The sequence below is a fragment of the Fibrisoma montanum genome (genome assembly GCF_003583365.1).
Lineage (GTDB): Bacteria > Bacteroidota > Bacteroidia > Cytophagales > Spirosomataceae > Fibrisoma > Fibrisoma montanum.
This window is the reverse complement of record NZ_QXED01000008.1, coordinates 66,100-83,246: the sequence shown is the minus strand read 5'-3', so window position 1 is coordinate 83,246 and position 17,147 is coordinate 66,100. Positions and strand designations below refer to the sequence as shown.

15 protein-coding genes are annotated in these 17,147 nt (G+C 54.1%); 8 read left to right on the top strand and 7 right to left on the bottom strand.

Annotation, left to right across the window (positions count from 1 at the left end):
- Window positions 1-372: 372 nt before the first annotated feature.
- Both murA and DYU11_RS24760 read right to left on the bottom strand, forming a co-directional pair.
- Window positions 373-1,671: a UDP-N-acetylglucosamine 1-carboxyvinyltransferase gene (gene murA / locus DYU11_RS24765; protein ID WP_119670422.1), complete on the bottom strand. Its 1,299-nt coding sequence runs from the start codon at window positions 1,669-1,671 to the stop codon at window positions 373-375.
- A gap of 123 nt (window positions 1,672-1,794) precedes the next feature.
- The gene (locus tag DYU11_RS24760) at window positions 1,795-2,574 is read right to left on the bottom strand and encodes a DUF4290 domain-containing protein (RefSeq protein WP_119670607.1); all 780 of its coding nucleotides are present in this window, start codon (window positions 2,572-2,574) and stop codon (window positions 1,795-1,797) included.
- A gap of 119 nt (window positions 2,575-2,693) precedes the next feature.
- Here DYU11_RS24760 and DYU11_RS24755 point away from each other — a divergent pair, with 119 nt between their 5' ends.
- Complete coding sequence (locus DYU11_RS24755) at window positions 2,694-4,085, top strand: MATE family efflux transporter (protein WP_119670421.1); 1,392 nt, start codon at window positions 2,694-2,696, stop codon at window positions 4,083-4,085.
- Window positions 4,086-4,117: 32 nt separating this feature from the next.
- Here DYU11_RS24755 and DYU11_RS24750 read toward each other — a convergent pair whose 3' ends face one another.
- From DYU11_RS24750 to bamJ, 3 genes are all read right to left on the bottom strand, one after another.
- Window positions 4,118-4,357 (bottom strand): hypothetical protein, encoded by a 240-nt coding sequence (locus DYU11_RS24750; RefSeq protein ID WP_119670420.1) that lies wholly within the window; start codon window positions 4,355-4,357, stop codon window positions 4,118-4,120.
- 89 nt (window positions 4,358-4,446) lie between these two features.
- On the bottom strand, window positions 4,447-6,531 hold the full coding sequence (locus DYU11_RS24745; RefSeq protein WP_119670419.1) for a carboxy terminal-processing peptidase: 2,085 nt from the start codon (window positions 6,529-6,531) through the stop codon (window positions 4,447-4,449).
- A 109-nt stretch (window positions 6,532-6,640) separates the two neighbouring features.
- Window positions 6,641-7,426, bottom strand: coding sequence for a BamJ family beta-barrel-assembly machinery protein (bamJ, locus tag DYU11_RS24740; protein WP_262697161.1), 786 nt, complete (start codon window positions 7,424-7,426; stop codon window positions 6,641-6,643).
- Window positions 7,427-7,817: 391 nt separating this feature from the next.
- Here bamJ and atpA point away from each other — a divergent pair, with 391 nt between their 5' ends.
- From atpA to DYU11_RS24720, 4 genes are all read left to right on the top strand, one after another.
- Window positions 7,818-9,395 carry a F0F1 ATP synthase subunit alpha gene (gene atpA, locus DYU11_RS24735; protein ID WP_119670418.1) on the top strand — a complete coding sequence of 526 codons (1,578 nt, stop codon included), beginning with the start codon at window positions 7,818-7,820 and terminating at the stop codon, window positions 9,393-9,395.
- A gap of 89 nt (window positions 9,396-9,484) precedes the next feature.
- Window positions 9,485-10,369, top strand: a complete 885-nt coding sequence (gene atpG, locus DYU11_RS24730) for an ATP synthase F1 subunit gamma (RefSeq protein ID WP_119670417.1) — start codon at window positions 9,485-9,487, stop codon at window positions 10,367-10,369.
- A gap of 251 nt (window positions 10,370-10,620) precedes the next feature.
- Window positions 10,621-11,193: a DUF4136 domain-containing protein gene (locus DYU11_RS24725; RefSeq protein ID WP_119670416.1), complete on the top strand. Its 573-nt coding sequence runs from the start codon at window positions 10,621-10,623 to the stop codon at window positions 11,191-11,193.
- A gap of 100 nt (window positions 11,194-11,293) precedes the next feature.
- Window positions 11,294-11,569 (top strand): hypothetical protein, encoded by a 276-nt coding sequence (locus DYU11_RS24720; protein ID WP_119670415.1) that lies wholly within the window; start codon window positions 11,294-11,296, stop codon window positions 11,567-11,569.
- A gap of 10 nt (window positions 11,570-11,579) precedes the next feature.
- Here the strand turns inward: DYU11_RS24720 and DYU11_RS24715 are convergent, their stop codons facing one another.
- Window positions 11,580-12,923 carry a M23 family metallopeptidase gene (locus DYU11_RS24715; RefSeq protein WP_119670414.1) on the bottom strand — a complete coding sequence of 448 codons (1,344 nt, stop codon included), beginning with the start codon at window positions 12,921-12,923 and terminating at the stop codon, window positions 11,580-11,582.
- Window positions 12,924-13,100: 177 nt separating this feature from the next.
- Here DYU11_RS24715 and DYU11_RS24710 point away from each other — a divergent pair, with 177 nt between their 5' ends.
- Entirely contained in the window at window positions 13,101-13,859 is a 759-nt protein-coding gene (locus DYU11_RS24710) for a ZIP family metal transporter (RefSeq protein WP_119670413.1), read from the top strand.
- Between the two features lie 60 nt (window positions 13,860-13,919).
- Window positions 13,920-14,468 (top strand): DUF2231 domain-containing protein, encoded by a 549-nt coding sequence (locus DYU11_RS24705; protein WP_119670412.1) that lies wholly within the window; start codon window positions 13,920-13,922, stop codon window positions 14,466-14,468.
- A 205-nt stretch (window positions 14,469-14,673) separates the two neighbouring features.
- Here the strand turns inward: DYU11_RS24705 and DYU11_RS24700 are convergent, their stop codons facing one another.
- The gene (locus DYU11_RS24700) at window positions 14,674-16,149 is read right to left on the bottom strand and encodes an APC family permease (protein WP_119670411.1); all 1,476 of its coding nucleotides are present in this window, start codon (window positions 16,147-16,149) and stop codon (window positions 14,674-14,676) included.
- Between the two features lie 76 nt (window positions 16,150-16,225).
- Between DYU11_RS24700 and ubiG the strand changes: the two genes are divergently transcribed.
- Window positions 16,226-17,068 carry a bifunctional 2-polyprenyl-6-hydroxyphenol methylase/3-demethylubiquinol 3-O-methyltransferase UbiG gene (gene ubiG / locus DYU11_RS24695; protein ID WP_119670410.1) on the top strand — a complete coding sequence of 281 codons (843 nt, stop codon included), beginning with the start codon at window positions 16,226-16,228 and terminating at the stop codon, window positions 17,066-17,068.
- Window positions 17,069-17,147: the final 79 nt, after the last annotated feature.

The following is a 17,147-nucleotide window of genomic DNA, read 5'->3' as shown; positions in this document are numbered from 1 at the left end:
ATATCGTACGCTATTTGTATGATTGGTACTACGTAAACGCTACGAAAACCGGACTCCATCCATCTCCTTTCATTCCTCAACCAGTTAACCGCAACAATGTTACCCTTAGGATGGAGACTGGGTCAGCATCGGTGATTTTGGGCCAGCACCATATATGAAAAGAATTTCAGGATCAGGCTGCCTGCGTATGACTTGGACGAACCAGCCAGGCCACTGATTCAGAAGGCTGATACGATCTCTTCAACGTCGACATACCACAATGGGACAATCAACACCATATCCGACACGCTGCCTACCTGCTTGGTGCTGTACTACGTATCAACGCAAAAAGCCACCTCAATGCGTGGCTTTTTGCGTTGACAAGAATTCAAATTATAACCGGATAATTTCCGCGCCAATGGCATTCAGCCGAGTATCGATGTTCTGATAACCCCGGTCAATCTGCTCAATGTTATCGATAATGCTGTTGCCTTTAGCCGACAGGGCTGCAATCAGGAGCGAAACCCCTGCCCGAATGTCGGGTGATGCCATCCGGATGCCCTTGAGCGGCATTTGCCGGTTCAGACCGACCACCGTGGCCCGGTGTGGATCGCAGAGAATAATCTGAGCGCCCATTTCGATCAGTTTATCCACAAAGAACAGCCGGCTCTCAAACATTTTCTGGTGAATCAAGACCGTACCGCTGGCCTGTACGGCCGTAACAAGCACGATACTCAGTAGGTCGGGGGTAAAGCCAGGCCAGGGCGCATCGGATACGGTCATCATCCCGCCGTCGAGAAACGTATCGATCTGGTAGCGTTCCTGCGCCGGAATGTAAATATCATCGCCCCGGAATTCCATCTGGATACCCAGCCGCCGGAACGTATCGGGAATAATGCCCAACTGCGGAATCTGGCAGTTTTTAATTGTAATCTCCGACTGCGTCATCGCGGCCATGCCGATAAACGAGCCAATTTCGATCATATCGGGCAGCATCGTGTGTTCCGTACCGTGCAGTTCCGACACGCCTTCAATGGTGAGCAGGTTGGAACCAACGCCAGAAATGTTGGCCCCCATGCTGTTCAGCATCTTACTCAACTGTTGCAGATACGGCTCGCAGGCGGCATTGTAAATGGTGGTGGTGCCCTCGGCCATAACAGCAGCCATCAGGACGTTAGCCGTACCCGTTACCGACGCTTCGTCCAGCAGCATGTACACGCCTTTCAGGTGGTCGCCTTCAACGCGGTAGAAATCGCCGTCGTAGTGGAATTTTGCGCCCAGTTTTTCGAAGCCGAGAAAGTGGGTATCCAGCCGCCGACGGCCGATCTTATCACCACCGGGCCGTGGAATCCGCCCTTTCTTAAAGCGGGCCAGCATAGGACCCAACAGCATAACTGAGCCACGCAGAGCAGCCGCCTTCCGCTGATAAGCTTCGCTATCGAGGTAATCAAGGTTTACGTCGCTGGCCACGAAGCGGTACGACGACTCACCAATTTTAGTAACCCATACGCCCAGGTCGCCCAGCAGATCAATCAACTGGTTGACGTCGCGGATGTTCGGAATGTTATGGATGGTGACGGGTTCTTTCGTGAGCAAAACGGCGCAAAGAATCTGAAGTGCCTCGTTTTTAGCGCCTTGCGGAATTAGTTCTCCCTTGAGCGTACGCCCACCCGTAATTTTAAATGAAGCCATTAAAAAATTAAAGTTTTCAGTTAGTCTACTGTTTTCTGGTGTGGGCTGAAGCGTGTTCTGCTAACAACCGGAGCGCCCGATACGCTGGAGCGAAAACCGAAAACTGTAAATTATAAACGTTGTTTACCGCCGGCGGCCGTTGCGGTCGTTGTTTCGGTTCGGCCCTCCGCTGTTCGGCCGGTACGGCCCGCCTTCACGACGCCCCCCGCGCTGGTTGGCATTGGGGTTGTTGCGCTGGTTATTGTTGCGCGAATTATTGTTCTGGCTATTGCCGTAGTTGCCGGAGAAACGTGACTGACCACCACCGCGCTGACCCTGACCCCCCTCGTTGCGGTAGTTGTTGCCGCCTATCCGCTGAGGCTGATCGCCGGTACGTTCGCGGGGGGTGCCTTCTACGAAGCCGTTGGTCCGGATTTCCTGTATTTCATCGGCCAGTTTGCCGTTCGACAGTTCCACCAGGCTCTGAAAAATTGTCTCGTCTTCAACCGATTCTTTGTTCCAGGCCGCATAGAACGTTTTCATCAACCGCGCGAGGTAAGATACAAACGCCCGTTTCTCGTCAACATCCTCAATCGAAATCGCCTTGGCTACCAGTAGTTCAACGTTCCGGCCAAAGTGTTTGAATTTCAGTTGGTGTGTATTGTAAGGCACCTGCTGCGGCTTCTTGCCCAGAACTTCGGGCGACGGGGGCGGGTAAGGACTATCAACGTCCAGCGTGAATCCGGACATGATGTACAGGTCGTCCCACAGTTTGTTGTAGTAGTCCTGCCCGTCTTTCATGTTCGGGTGAATCTGCCGCATTAATTCAACCAGGATGTGCGCGTAGCGGGTGCGCTTTTCCCGGTCTTCAATGTTGACCATGTTGTCAACTAACTTCTGGATACTACTGCCGTATTCTTTCAAGGGCTGTATCGGATTCGTGTTCAAGAAAACAAAAGTAAGCACAATATACTGAAAACCGGTTCAACCTAACCATAAACGTCGTCAGGAACCCCCGGCGCGTGAACTGACGTTACGTCACCATGAAAGAGTTTGTACGAATCTACCGCCCGGAGATTGCCGATACCTTGCGCCTGAGCGTTCCTATTGTGATTGCGCAGCTCGGGGTTGTGCTGATGGGCGTGACGGATAATTTGTTCGTTGGGCGGTTGCTGGGGGCTGTTCCCCTGGGCGCGGCCGGCCTGGCGACGTCCTTGTCGTTTCTGGTGTCATGTGTTGGAGTTGGTGGATTGGCGGTGGTCGCTACGCTTGTGTCGCAGGCCCATGGCCGTTCCGACAGCCGGGCCATCAACCGCCTGTTCCGGGCGGGATTGTGGGTCGCCGTATTGTTGAGCGTTGTGCTGGGTGGCATATCCGTGGTGGTCGCGTATAATTTTGATCAGATGGGGCAGTCGGCTGAGGTCGCAAAACTCGCCGGTGATTTTATGCTTCTGCTCACGGTGTCTATCTTACCGCTGCTGGTGTTCGTAGCCGCTCGTCAGCTTTGCGATGGCCTCCGGTACCCTCGGGTGGCAATGGCCATTACGTTATCAGCGCTAGTTCTCAACGCTTTGTTTAATTACGTACTCATTGAAGGAGTTGGGCCTTTTCCGGCCATGGGCCTGCTGGGGTCGGCCATGGCTACGTTGCTTTCGCGGGTGTTCATGGCGGTTGCGATGGTTCTGTATATCTATCGGTCCGACCTGTTTCGGAATTACGTCCGGAAAAGCACCGACACCCGCCCGCTGACCGATGAGGTTTGGACGATTTTGCGGCTGGGTATTCCTGGCGGCCTGACGTTTTTCTTTGAGGTTGCTACCTTCTCCCTCGCCGTTGTCATGGTCGGCTGGCTGGGTGAAGCGCAGCTGGCGGCTCATCAGATCGCGATCAACATGGCATCGACTACCTACATGATGGCTACCGGTATTTCGTCGGCGGCTGCCATTCGGGTGGGTGCAGCCGTTGGAATTGGTAGTCAGGAAGGGATTCGGCGAGCCGGTATCGCTGCGTTTGTGCTGTCGGCGGGTTTTATGAGCCTTTGCGCCCTGTTGTTCCTGACGGCCAACGAGTGGCTGGTGAGCCTTTACATTCGCGACAATGCGACCGTGGCCGCTTTTGCCGCATCGCTGGTAATTATGGCCGGCTTCTTCCAGCTCTCCGACGGGATTCAGGTGGTGGGCGTAGGATCGCTCCGGGGTTTATCGGATGTGAACGTACCCACGCTGATTACGTTGTTTTCCTACTGGGGAGTAGCGCTGCCGATGAGCTATGTCTTTGCCTTTCCGCTGGGCATGGACGTAGTTGGTATCTGGATAGGGTTGCTGGCGGGACTGACCATCGCGGCTGTGTTACTGACGATACGGTTCTTCCGCCGATTGCAGCACATTAACCCGTCAAACGTCCTGACTAATCGGCTTGCATCCAGTACAATCTAATCCCTTGCTGCATAAGCGCAAAACGTACCGTCTTATCGCATGCTGTCCAGCAGTTCATCACGCGTCGGTTTATCGGCGGTCAGGTCATAGCCGATTCCTTCGCGGTCGAGATAGTCCATGAAGGCGGTGTAGTCGTCTTTAGGTACGCTGAAGACGTACCAGTTGTCGAAGGGCTCGCTGAATACTTCGGTTTCTGTTAAAACCGCTTTTTTCTGCAGGCTTTGAAAATGAGTGGTTTCGAGGGTGTTCTGCTTAATTAAAAAGTACCACATTATCACGCCGGTTGACTTATACAGCCTTCAACGAAAAACCCCGCGCAACGGTTTGTCGCGCGGGGTTTTTCGTTGTGCTATTGCGTTTATTACTTATTCACCGCAATGATGTAATCGGCCAGAATTCGACCCGCTTCGTTCAGATACAGGTCTTTTTTCTTCTTGGGCGCATTAGGCGATGGGGTGCCGGTTTCATCAATCGGAGCCGACATCTGGCTTACCTTGCTGGCAGCCGCCCGCTTACGTTCCGCTTCTTCGCGCTCTTTCCGACGCTTGGCTTCCTGCAGCGATACCACCGTGTTCTCTTTCGCCTTTTTAAAATCAGACAGATCCTGAGCCAGTTGTTTCAATTCCGGATCTGACTTCAGCCGTTGTTCGAATCGGTCGCGCAGACGGGAAAGAACTTTATCGTCCAGGCCACGGCTGGCTTCGTAACGGGTGGAGTTGATCTGGTCCCACGGCAGCGCACTTGGTTGTGAGCTTTCGCCGTACTCCTCAGCCGAGAAGCCCGACGGCAGCTCAATGTCAGGCGTTACACCTTTGTGCTGCGTGCTGCTACCGTTGATCCGGTAAAACTTCTGAATGGTCATCTTTACCTGACCGGCTTTTTCCGGCTCTTTCGGTAGCCACTGGTTCAGGTCGATCAGGGTCTGTACTGTACCCTTACCGAACGTCTGCCCACCGACGATGATGCCTCGCTTGTAGTCCTGAATGGCCGCAGCAAAAATCTCGGACGCCGACGCGCTGAAACGGTTAACGAGTACGGCCAGCGGACCATCGTACGTAACAGATGGGTCCGGATCGGTATACACCTCAGTTTCGCCCGTTGATTCGCGCACCTGCACAACCGGCCCTTTCGGAATGAACAGACCCGTCAGGTTGATGGCTTCGGTGAGTGAACCACCGCCGTTGTCGCGGAGGTCGATGACGATACCGTCTACTTTCTCGGCTTTCAGTTCTTCAACGAACTTCTTCACATCACTGGTCGTGCTGCTGAAGTTTTCTTCGCGTTTACGAGCACCTTCAAAGTCGCGGTAGAACATCGGGATATTGATAACCCCGATCTTGAACGGCTTGCCATTGTCGGTGATGTCAATCACTTCCTTCTTGGCCCGCTGCTCTTCAAGTTTGATTTTCTCCCGAACCAGCCGGATTTCTTTTGGCGGAGCACCAGCGATCGCATTTGGCGAAATCACCTGGAGCCGCACAACCGTACCTTTAGGCCCTTTGATGAGTTTGACAACTTCATCGACCTGCCAGTTCATGACGTTGACCATCTGACCGTTGTCGCCCTGCGCTACGCCCGCAATCTTATCGTCTTTGTTGAGAAGTTTGCTTTTGAAAGCAGGACCGCCGGGTAAGACCTCCGTAATCCGAATGTAATCACCGTCCTCGCGCAGCAGGGCACCAATGCCCTCCAGAGACTGGCTCATCTCCTGGTTGAACCGGTCGGCACTGGTTGGCGACAGGTAGTTGGTGTGTGGATCGAGCGCTTCAGCAAACGAATTCATGTAGATCTGGAATACATCCGGACTCTTAATCCGGCTGATTGCCCGATCGAGGTTCTTATACCGATCCGTCATGGTTGCTACTACGGCACTGTCCTTCCGGTTGCCGAGTTTCAGTTCCAGGGCCTGATTCTTCAGAATCTTGCGCCACAGATCGTTTTGCTCTTCGACGGTTTTGGGCCAGCTGGCTTTCTCGCGGTCGGTGTTGAACGTCTCGTCGGCTGAGAAGTCGAACGGCTTTTTCAGCTGGTCCTTCACAAACTCGCTACGCTCCTGATACCGCTTGCGGAATACGTTGTACAGTTCGTAAGCGGCTGATAAATCGCCGTTTACGAGGGCGTCGTCAATCTGGTAGCGATATTTCTCGAAGGCGGCTACATCGCTGGCCAGCAGGTACGTTTTGTTATTGTCTACCTCCTTAAGGTAATTGTCCCAGACAACCGACGACAATGAGTCATTCAGCCTCACCTTCCGGTAGTGGTAGGTGGTCAGCAACTTGGCGACCAACTGCTCTACCTTTTCTTGTGAGACCGACGGCTTAAGGTCCTCAGTCGTTGCGGTCACCTCCCGGCCGGGCAGCAGCTTCAAAGGAGCGCTGCTCGACGGCGAATCCGGCTGAAAACTCAGCATCAGCACGGGTACTAAGGTTACGAGATACTTCTTCATGCACGTAACGCGGTTTATAAAAATGAGGCCGCCTGATCACACGCCGAACGAATTTTTAACTAAAAACAAGTTCGGTGCTATGCCCGCGACGGCAAACGTAAGTTAGCAATTATTGCTTTACAATGTCGAGTAGTTCAACATCAAATACCAGGGTTGACCCCGGTTTAATATCCGGGCCGGCTCCGCGATCGCCATAAGCCAGCTCGGCTGGAATAAACACCTTCCATTTAGACCCCACCGGCATCAGCTGAAGCACTTCTGTCCACCCTTTAATTACTTCACCAACGCCAAATTCAGCAGGCTGTCCGCGCTCGACCGAACTATCGAACACCTTGCCGTCGATCAGCCGACCGGTGTAATGTACCTTAACCCGATCTGAAGCCGTTGGTTTAGCCCCGGTACCTTCTTTTTCAACCAGGTACTGCAAACCACTGGCCGTAGTCTGAACGCCCGGCTTGGCTTTGTTTTCGGCCAGGAATGCATCGCCGATCTTTTTGTTTTCAGCTGAAAGCTTCTGGGTTTCAGCCATCCGCTGGGTCGACTGCTTCTGAGCGTAGGCATTCAGCACCTGACCGGCCTGTTCCTGCGACAGTTGGGTTTTGCCGCCTTTCAGGGCATCCTCAATGCCACGCACCAGCGCAGCGTTGTTCAGATCCGATATGCCTTGCTGCTGCAAATTCTGCGCCATATAAAGACCGATGCTGTAGCTGAGCGAATCCTGCGACGAGGCCAGCGTTGCACCGGTTGCTGTCCGAGTGGTAGCGGTTGGTTTTGCCGTTGAAGAGGGTTTTGTTGTAGCTGGCTTTTTGGCAGCTGGTTTAGTTTGTGCAGCTGCTGAGCCACCGATAAAAACGGCCGATACCATACCGGCCAACATCCACTGGTTGAACTTCATGCGAAACAATAACAGGTTGTATGAATGTAGAACTCCTTGTTGTTAAAACGTGAAAGAATAGAGGAAAAGTTTGGTAAAATCTATTTTCTGTAAAATTTCATCCGTGATTCGTATCCTTTGTGGTCAACCGATCCGCTGAGCAGCTATGAACACGTACCTGGTAAATGTAGCAAAAAAGAATGGGCAAGGCCAATCTGCCCAGGTCAAAATATGACGAATTCGTACAAACGGTTTCTGCACGCATTCAACGGTTTAAAGCCAGGGTTTTGCCATATTGGAAAAGTCTAACGTTCAGCCGATACTTTAAGGGATCAACGTGTTTTTATCAAACTTTACTCGTATCTTTGCGGCCGAATTCTAATTACTTAACTAAAGCATTAATCCTATTCATATGACATCCGTAAGACCCGACGAGGTATCGGCTATTCTCCGCGCTCAACTGGCCGGGGCCCAAACTGAAGCCGAACTCGAAGAAGTCGGTACGGTGCTGCAAATCGGCGACGGCGTAGCGCGTATCTACGGCTTGTCGAAAGTGCAGGCCGGTGAACTGTTGGCTTTTTCAAACGGATTGCAGGGCCTTGCTCTGAACCTGGAAGAAGATAACGTGGGAGCCGTGTTGCTGGGCGACTATTCTGAAGTCAAAGAAGGCGATACGGTGAAACGCACCAACCAGATTGCATACGTCCGCGTGGGCGAAGGTATCCTGGGGCGCGTTGTTAATACGCTGGGTGAGCCAGTCGATGGCATGGGCCCGATTCAGGGCGAGCTTTTTGAGATGCCGCTCGAACGGAAGGCACCGGGCGTAATTTTCCGTCAGCCGGTTAATGAGCCGCTGCAGACCGGTATCAAAGCAATCGATGCCATGATTCCCATCGGTCGGGGGCAGCGCGAACTGATCATTGGTGACCGCCAGACGGGTAAAACTGCCGTGGCCATCGATACGATTATCAACCAGAAAGAATTTTTTGATAAAGGCGAGCCCGTTTACTGTATCTACGTAGCGTGCGGACAGAAGGCTTCGACCATCAAGCAGGTGGAAGCTACACTGCGCAAGGCCGGTGCCATGAACTACACCGTTATCGTGGCGGCTGGTGCCTCTGACCCGTCGCCGATGCAGTTCTACGCGCCGTTTACCGGGGCCGCCATTGGTGAATATTTCCGCGATACGGGCCGTCCTGCGCTCGTAATCTACGATGACTTGTCGAAGCAGGCCGTATCCTACCGCGAAGTATCCCTGCTGCTGCGTCGTCCCCCTGGCCGCGAGGCTTATCCGGGCGACGTATTCTATCTGCACAGCCGCCTGCTGGAACGGGCTGCTAAAATCACGGCCAACGACGATATTGCCCGCCAGATGAATGACCTGCCACCTGCCCTGGAGGGCAAGGTGAAAGGTGGCGGCTCACTGACGGCCCTGCCGATCATCGAAACACAGGCTGGTGACGTATCCGCTTACATCCCGACGAACGTAATCTCGATCACCGACGGTCAGATCTTCCTGGAGTCGAACCTGTTTAACTCGGGTATTCGTCCGGCCATCAACGTAGGTATCTCGGTATCGCGGGTGGGTGGTAACGCGCAGATCAAATCGATGAAGAAAGTGGCTGGTACCCTCAAACTTGATCAGGCCCAGTTCCGTGAGCTGGAAGCCTTCTCCAAGTTTGGTTCGGACCTCGATGCGTCTACAAAACTGACGATCGAACGGGGACGCCGGAACCAGGAAATGCTGAAGCAGCCTCAGTATTCGCCGGTGCCGGTTGAACAGCAGGTAGCGATCATCTACGCATCAACAAACGGTTTGCTCGATAAAGTACCGGTAAACCGGGTAAAGGAATTTGAAGGCCAGTTTGCGGCAGTTCTGAGTGCCCAGCACCCGAACGTCCTGGCGACGCTTCGCGCCGGTAAACTCGACGATGAGGCCACCGCGACGTTGAAAAAAGTAGCGGCTGATCTCTCGGCAAGCTACGCATAAATGTGTTTGTCGGTTTTTGGCTTACCGTGTCCGCGGTAACAGCAGCGAGGCTGTAAGCCAAAAACTGAATACCGCAAACTCACTGAAAAATGGCAAGTTTAAAAGAAGTACGCAGTCGTATTGCCTCCATTAACTCGACGCAGCAGATCACCAAAGCCATGAAGATGGTGGCGGCTGCCAAGCTGCGTCGGGCGCAGGACGGTATTACGCAGATGCGGCCGTATGCGCAGAAGCTGAGCCAGATGCTGAGCACCGTATCGGCCGGGGCTGAACTGGCTGCCGATAGTCCGTATAAGCAGGCACGGCCAATTGAGCGGGTTTTGCTGATTGTCGTTACGGCCGACCGGGGGTTGTGCGGAGCCTTCAATACCAATGCGATCAAAGCGGCCATAAGCCTGATCAACGACCGCTACGCGGCTCAGGCCCGGGCTGGCAACGTGGAAATTATGGCCCTTGGTAAGAAAGGTGCCGAAGCGTTTGTCCGGCGCGGTTTCCGGGTCAATACCAAACACGTGAATGTCTTCGGATCGTTGAATTTTGCAACGGTACGACGGGCCGCCGAAGAAGCCATGGACGGTTTCGCATCGGGCCGGTACGATGTGGTGGACATCGTTTTCAACGAGTTTAAGAACGTAGCTACACAGATCATCCGTACGGAGCAGATGCTGCCTATTGTGGCGGCTGAAGCACCCGCCGGCGCTACATCGGCCGTTAATTACCTGTTCGAGCCATCGGAAGATGAAATCATTACCGAACTGATCCCGAAAACGCTGAAGATTCAATTGTTCAAGGCAACGCTGGAGTCGAATGCTTCCTTCTATGGTGCTCAGATGACCGCTATGGATAAAGCTACCGAAAACGCCGGGGAACTGCTGAAAGAACTTAAACTGGTGTATAACCGGACACGTCAGGCGGCCATCACGAAGGAAATCCTTGAAATTGTGGGTGGTGCCGAAGCGCTTGCAGCTGAGTGAGTTAATCAGCTCTCTGTCAGATACGCTTCCTTATTGACCAATTCCAGACAACCCCGACGGTGTTCATCGTTGGGGTTGTTGCTTTTTAAGCCGTTGACTATTAGTAAGTTATTCATAAGTAGGGGGTCAATAAGCCGTTAATAAAACCGAACTTAATCTTTGCATTTTTAGTTATTTAACTGTACTATACGATTGAGCAAATCTCTGACGTTAAATAGTCGGTTAGACAACCAACTAACGATACAACTACTATGACAATTAAAAGCATAATTGCAAGTCTGATGGTAGCCGGTACGCTGGCTTCCTGTGCGCCGGCCATAACGGTTAAGTACGATTACGATCCGAAAGTTAATGTTCGCCAGTTTTCGACCTACCGTATTGAAGCCGACCGTCAACGTAATGCTGACCCCATCGTGGGCGGTAACCTGAACCAGCGCCGGATTGCCGAAGCTCTGGATCAGTCCCTGAAAGCCCGGGGTTATAAGCCTGTTGAACAGGGTGAAGCTGATCTGGTTGTGCGTTTCTTCGCCGATTCGAAGGATCGTCAGCAAATTCAGTCCAACAACGCGTTTGGTCCGTATTCGTGGTGGTACGGTGGTGGCTGGAACAACAACGTATATTCTCGTCAGTATGAAGAGAACCGCGTGGTTGTTAACGTAGTTGATGCCCGCACGAACGATATCGTCTGGCAGGGCTGGGCTACCGGCCAGCTGAACTCACGGAAGCGTGAGCGTGACCGTGATCAGGCCTTCCGCGAAACGGTAACAAGCATCATGAAAAACTTCCCGGAAAGCGCCGGGCAGGACTACGGTGCCGCTCGCTAAGCTTTGAATGGACCTACATGCGGACGCCTACGATTCAGCCGAGTCGTAGGCGTTTCTTTTGGTTGGCTGTTTTTGTTTCTTTGTGAAGGTAAAAGGGTATATGGCTACAGAAAACCAGGGTATAGTTCGGACGTTGCTGGCGGCAGTTGTGGTACTGCTGGCCGGGATAGCGGCTTTGCTGTGGGTAGCGCATAACCGGCACCAGCGCCTGCTCGACGAAACTCAGGATCTTCGGCGTAACCTGCACGAGCAAAGCAGCCAGATCAAGCAACTGGAAAATCGCCTTCAGGATTGCGATACCGTGCAGACCGCTGTCGATTCGTCGTGGAGCGCCCGGCCCAGCACCCCTACCGGAGTCGCCCGGCGCACTTTCTGATAACCTGCCCTTAGGGGTCAATTGTCTTCACAATCCAGCCAGCCAGCCCTTCCTCGCTCCGAACCAGCAGATATTGGCTGTACGTAGCGAGTACCTCCAGCGTAGTACCATTGGGCAGCGTATCAATCACCCCGGCCATCGGATCGGCCGCATCCAGCAGATTACTTACCGACGAAAGCGTAAGCCGGCGAAGAGGACGAGCGGTCAGTTCGGCCGTGTTGCTGTTTACATAGCCGGTCAGGCCGTCGGGTAGTTCGACCCGAAGCCAGGTGGCTGTTCCGCCCAGAACGGTAAAGGCGGAGGTGCGCGGCAGATCACGCAGGATCGGGGCTTCGCTCCCGGGCGACGACCGCACCGGCGAGCGGGTTGCTGAAATGCGCATCGAATCGCCGAGTCGCGAAGCCGCCAGCAGCGATTGTTTGGCCGGCCCCCGACCTAACCTCACAAAAGGCAGCGGATCAATGGCACCCTCGCTAAACTGATAAATGCCAAAGTGCAGATGAGGGGCCGTAGTACGGGCGTTGCCTGTATTGCCGACAAACCCGAGCGTGTCTCCAATACGGACGCGTTGCCCATCGGTTACGTTAAAGCGGTCGAGGTGCGCGTAGTAGAGCCGCAGGTTGCGGTCATTGTCGGACAGAAAAACGACATTACCCCCGAGGTTGTTGGTGCCAACGCCCGTTACGACGCCATTGGCAGAAGCTACCACGGGCGTACCACGCGGGGCAAAGATATCGATACCTTCGTGCCGCCGACGGCCACCGTCGCGGGGAGCGCCGAAATAACTGCTGATACGTCGGCTGTCCAGCCCTTGCACCGGAAAACTCAGGGCCGGTTCGCGGGTAATCGAGATGGTATAGCGGCCGCTGCGCAACAACTCCGGCTGAACGCGAATCAGATGCGTCTGCGCCCGGTGAACTTCCCAAACCAGGTTATTGGTGTCGGCTTTCGATGAAGCCAGCCGGTCGGGTGTCCGGCCCCCTAGTTCAAAGACGTCGATAAACACTTTCGCATCCCGCTGCCCCTGCGTTTCTACCTGCACGATGAACCGATCCCCGCGCGTGCCGTCGATTCGGTAACCAACTGCAAATGGTTTACTGGCCGAAAAGTAGCCGCTTTCCCGGTAGGGTATAGAAATTTTTAGTGAGTCGCGGAGCGCTTTTTCGCCCGCCTGTAACCAGTCAATACCCAGGGCGGTCTTGTCCAGTTTGGCTTCCTTCAGCGATTGGGCGTATTGCTCGTGGGGTGACGACGAACGAAACAGGTTTGTGGTCGGTCCTACTCCCGTACAGGCACTCAGGTAACCAACCAGCATTCCAGCTATAACGAGCTGATTCCAGTATGTTTTTTGCATAGCGATTCTATGAATTAAACGGACTTTTTGGTCTGATATTTTAGCCAGCACCAGACTCCGCAAGTACACAATCTGTATGGGTGAGGTCAGGAAACGTACTGGCCAATAGCCAATCCGATCGATGTTTTTAACAAAAACAAAGCTGTATGGTTCTGATCGGCAACTGAACGCTATTGTATGATACCAGAATGGCTAAGGGCCGGTTTGTGGGGTTTGTTGTCTGGTGGGGCGTTGCTGATAGGCGCAGCTACCGGCTATTTCGTGAAGGTTCCGCAGCGGTTGATCGCAACGGTGATGGCGTTCGGCAGCGGTGTGCTTTTTTCGGCCTTGTCGTTTGAACTGGTTGATGAAGCGTACCGAACCGGGGGCATTGATGCGACGGCGCTGGGCTTTCTCGGTGGCGCGGGGGTATACACAATTGTCAATTATTGGTTGGCCCGACGGGGCGCCAAACACCGGAAACGGTCCGGTCAGCAACAAACGTCCGAGCAGGATCAGGAGGGTAGCGGACTGGCCATTGCAGTTGGTGCCCTGCTCGATGGCATTCCGGAGTCAATTGTCATCGGCCTGAGCCTGATTGGCGGGAAAGGGGTAAGTCTTGTCGCGGTGGCGGCTGTGTTTCTGTCCAATATTCCGGAGGGCTTATCCAGTGCAGCCGGGATGAAAAAGGCCAACCGGTCGATGAGCTACGTATTAGGCATCTGGGGCGGTATTGCTGTTGCATCGGGAGTAGCGGCCCTGATCGGTTATACGGTATTTCGGCACTATTCTAACGACGTAATCGCGGGCACCAGCGCCGTTGCGGCCGGGGCCATTCTGGCTATGCTCGTCGATACCATGATTCCGGAGGCTTTTGAAGAAGCTCACGAGTTTGCCGGTTTCATTACGGTCGTCGGGTTTCTGCTGGCATTCATGCTATCCAAAATGGGCGGCTGAGGGCTTGAAAGCGAACATTACGCTTTTTGGATAGTTATGTCTGCAAAATCTATCAACGTTATGGAAAGTAGAGCAAAAATTGCGGGGCATCCGGCGCATCCGATCCTGATTGTGTTTCCGCTGGGGCTGCTGGCAACGGCGGTCATATTTGACATTGTGTATCTGCTGAACGACAACCCAATGATGGCGACGGTCTCGTACTGGATGATCGTGGCGGGGCTGATCGGCGGACTGGTGGCGGCTGTACCGGGCTGGAAAGACTGGTTCAACATCCCATCGGGCACGCGCGCTAAACAAGTTGGTCTGGTGCATGGTCTGGGAAACGTACTGGTGTTGCTGCTGTTTGCGGTTAGCTGGCTGTTTCGTCGCGATGAACCCTCGTTTTTACCCTCAACGCCGGCGCTGGCCCTGTCGTTTCTGGGGTTCGCCATCGCCGGCTTCACCGGCTGGCTGGGTGGTGAGATGGTCGATCGGCTGGGGGTTGGCGTCGACAATGGCGCGCATCTGAACGCTCCAAATTCTTTATCGGGTCGTCCGGCCTCGGATGTTGATCCTGGATACAATACCGGCCGGATCAAGGATACGCACGGCCGCGAGCGGTTTGCATAAGCAACCTATATGAGTGCTACAAACGACGGGCTAGTTTTCGAACTGGCCCGTTTTGTTTTCGAGCCAGTCCGCCGAAGCGGGTATCAAAGCAGACTAGTTAGACTATTGGCAAGTTGTTTGTCATCCTGAAGTGCGAAGGCTCTCCGGGTTAAGGCAGCAGCACTTGATACAAAAAGCCTTCGTGCTTCAGGATGACAAAAAAACGTTACGCGGCCCGCTGGCTGCGACGGGTCAGTAAGTATACCGGTACGCCCAGGCCGGCAATGAGTAGTCCCATGCCGGTATTGAACGTTTTGGTGTACAGCAGAATTCCGCAGATGGTCAGGCCCGCGATGATGTACAGGGCCGGTACGAGCGGATAGCCAACCGCCCGGTAAGGCCGCTCCGTATTGGGCTCCTTCCGCCGGAGTACGAACAGCCCAATGATGGTGACGATGTAGAAGCACAGCGAGGCAAAGGTGCAGTAATCGAGCAGATCCCCGTAGCGGCCCGACAGACACAGAATCGAGGCCCAGAGGCACTGAAGCCAGAGCGCCTTGCCCGGCACGGCGTTTTTGTTCAGGTGCGACGCCTGTTCCAGAAACAGCCCGTCTTTCGCCATGGCGTAATACAGCCGGGCGCCGGCCAGAATCAGGCCGTTGTTGCAGCCAAACGTAGAGACCATGATCAGCACGGCCATGATGCTGACCGCTACGTTGCCAAAAATGACTGATGATGCAGCCGTTGCTACCCGGTCGGCTTCGGCAAACTGAATACCCCGGCCGATAAAATCGGTGGCCGTTGGCGACCCCTTCAGCGGAAGCAGCGATAAGTATGAAACGTTCGCGAGCAGGTAGATCGTTGTCACGAGCAACGTACCGAAAAAGAGAGCCAGCGGAATGTTGCGACGCGGATTTTTGATCTCGCCCGCGATGAACGTTACGTTATTCCAGGCGTCGGCTGAAAACAGCGACCCAACCATCGACGTACCAAAAGCCAGCAGCAGGGCCAGACCAGTCAGCGGAACTACCGAGGCAATTGTGCCGTCGGCGTTGAGCAGGGTCTGGTTAGCGTCCCAGGCGTCGGTTAGGTTTGTCGATAAAACCCCACTGCTGACACCCAGCCCAATGCCTACCACGATCAGGCCCAGCAGGGCAATCAGCTTCGCCGATGTAAACACGTTCTGAATGAGTTTGCCGCTTTGCACCCCCCGGCTATTCAGCCACGTGAGCAGAACTAGGCTGGCAATGGCAAACAAAGACCCCGCCGTGATATCGACGGGGCCGAGGGAAAACAGTACGTTGGCCGGGCTTAGCGCCGGGACGAAAACGGCCGTGTATTTGGTGAAGGCCACCGCGACGGCCGCGATGGTACCGGTTTGAATGACCATGAAGACCGTCCAGCCGTAAACAAAACCGAGCAGAGGTCCAAACGCCCGCTGAATGTACACGTACTGCCCACCGGCTTTGGGCATCATGCCGGCCAGTTCGCCATAGCTGAGTGCGGCCGCAACCGTCAATACACCCGTCAGCACCCACAGCAGCAGCAGCCAGCCCGACGAGCCGAGGTTGCGGGCCATGTCGGCCGATACGATGAAAACGCCGGAGCCGATCATCGATCCGGATACGATCAGGGTCGAATCCATCAGCCCCAGCGAGCGTTTAAAGTCTGTTTTTTCTTCTGTTAAGGTTGGTTGCGACATAGCCGGTCATTTGTAGATTACAATAAGCAAGAGATTGCCCAAAAATCCAAACACCGACTTTATCGGTTAAGGCTATATGGCCATTTTTTCCATGACGCACATTCCGCAGAATACCCCGACTTTTTCCGCAACGCAAACCACTTTACTTCGGACCAACAATACCGTTTACGACGCCGACCGCGACATCTGGTGGGACCCCGACGAGTTGTTTTTCATGCTGAAGACCTCCGTCAATCCGGCGCGCTTCACTTATTTTAAACGTATTCTGCACGCTCAGGGAAACGCCGTTCGTGGTGCTACGTTGCTGGATGTGGGCTGTGGAGGGGGTATTCTGGCCGAGGAGTTTGCAGAGCTTGGCCTGACCGTAACGGGAATCGATCCGTCGGCTACGGCAATTGCCATGGCCCGTCGTCACGCCCAGCGACAAGCCTTACCCATTGATTACTACGTTGGCGCGGGCGAAAAGCTGCCGTTTGCGGATGCCTCGTTCGACTACGTCAGTTGCTGCGATGTGCTGGAGCACGTAGACGACGTAAACCAGGTGCTGAGCGAGATCAGCCGCGTACTCAGGCCGGGGGGGCTGTTTTTCTACGACACCGTAAACCGGACGTGGCTGAGCTGGTTGTTTCTGATCAAACTTGCGCAGGACTGGAAACGATGGGCTTTTATGAAACCTGATCAGCACCTCTACGAACGATTTATAAAACCGACCGAACTCAGCCGCCACCTGACCGCCGTTGGTCTGATCAACCAGGATGTACGCGGTATGGTCGCCGATTATAACCCCCTGCTGACTCTGCATTACCTGCGCAACCGGGCGACCGGCCGCTGGACTTTCCGGCACCTCGGCGAACGCATGAAAATGCGCGAGGGTAAGGATACAAGTTTGTGTTACATGGGGTGGGGGAGGAAAGAATGAAGGAAAGGGAGGAGAGGAGGAAGGGGGGAGGAAATAAAAATCACTGTTTCTCTTTCCCTTCCTCCTCTCCTCCCTTTTC

Excerpts from the sequence above, each read along its gene's own strand:
- bamJ (WP_262697161.1), bottom strand. The coding sequence starts at position 7,426 with ATGAAGTTCAACCAGTGGATGTTGGCCGGTATGGTATCGGCCGTTTTT.
- murA (WP_119670422.1), bottom strand. The coding sequence starts at position 1,671 with ATGGCTTCATTTAAAATTACGGGTGGGCGTACGCTCAAGGGAGAACTA.
- atpA (WP_119670418.1), top strand. The coding sequence starts at position 7,818 with ATGACATCCGTAAGACCCGACGAGGTATCGGCTATTCTCCGCGCTCAA.
- DYU11_RS24715 (WP_119670414.1), bottom strand. The coding sequence starts at position 12,923 with ATGCAAAAAACATACTGGAATCAGCTCGTTATAGCTGGAATGCTGGTT.
- DYU11_RS24725 (WP_119670416.1), top strand. The coding sequence starts at position 10,621 with ATGACAATTAAAAGCATAATTGCAAGTCTGATGGTAGCCGGTACGCTG.
- DYU11_RS24700 (WP_119670411.1), bottom strand. The coding sequence starts at position 16,149 with ATGTCGCAACCAACCTTAACAGAAGAAAAAACAGACTTTAAACGCTCG.
- atpG (WP_119670417.1), top strand. The coding sequence starts at position 9,485 with ATGGCAAGTTTAAAAGAAGTACGCAGTCGTATTGCCTCCATTAACTCG.
- DYU11_RS24745 (WP_119670419.1), bottom strand. The coding sequence starts at position 6,531 with ATGAAGAAGTATCTCGTAACCTTAGTACCCGTGCTGATGCTGAGTTTT.
- DYU11_RS24705 (WP_119670412.1), top strand. The coding sequence starts at position 13,920 with ATGGAAAGTAGAGCAAAAATTGCGGGGCATCCGGCGCATCCGATCCTG.
- DYU11_RS24710 (WP_119670413.1), top strand. The coding sequence starts at position 13,101 with ATGATACCAGAATGGCTAAGGGCCGGTTTGTGGGGTTTGTTGTCTGGT.
- DYU11_RS24755 (WP_119670421.1), top strand. The coding sequence starts at position 2,694 with ATGAAAGAGTTTGTACGAATCTACCGCCCGGAGATTGCCGATACCTTG.
- DYU11_RS24750 (WP_119670420.1), bottom strand. The coding sequence starts at position 4,357 with ATGTGGTACTTTTTAATTAAGCAGAACACCCTCGAAACCACTCATTTT.
- ubiG (WP_119670410.1), top strand. The coding sequence starts at position 16,226 with ATGGCCATTTTTTCCATGACGCACATTCCGCAGAATACCCCGACTTTT.
- DYU11_RS24720 (WP_119670415.1), top strand. The coding sequence starts at position 11,294 with ATGGCTACAGAAAACCAGGGTATAGTTCGGACGTTGCTGGCGGCAGTT.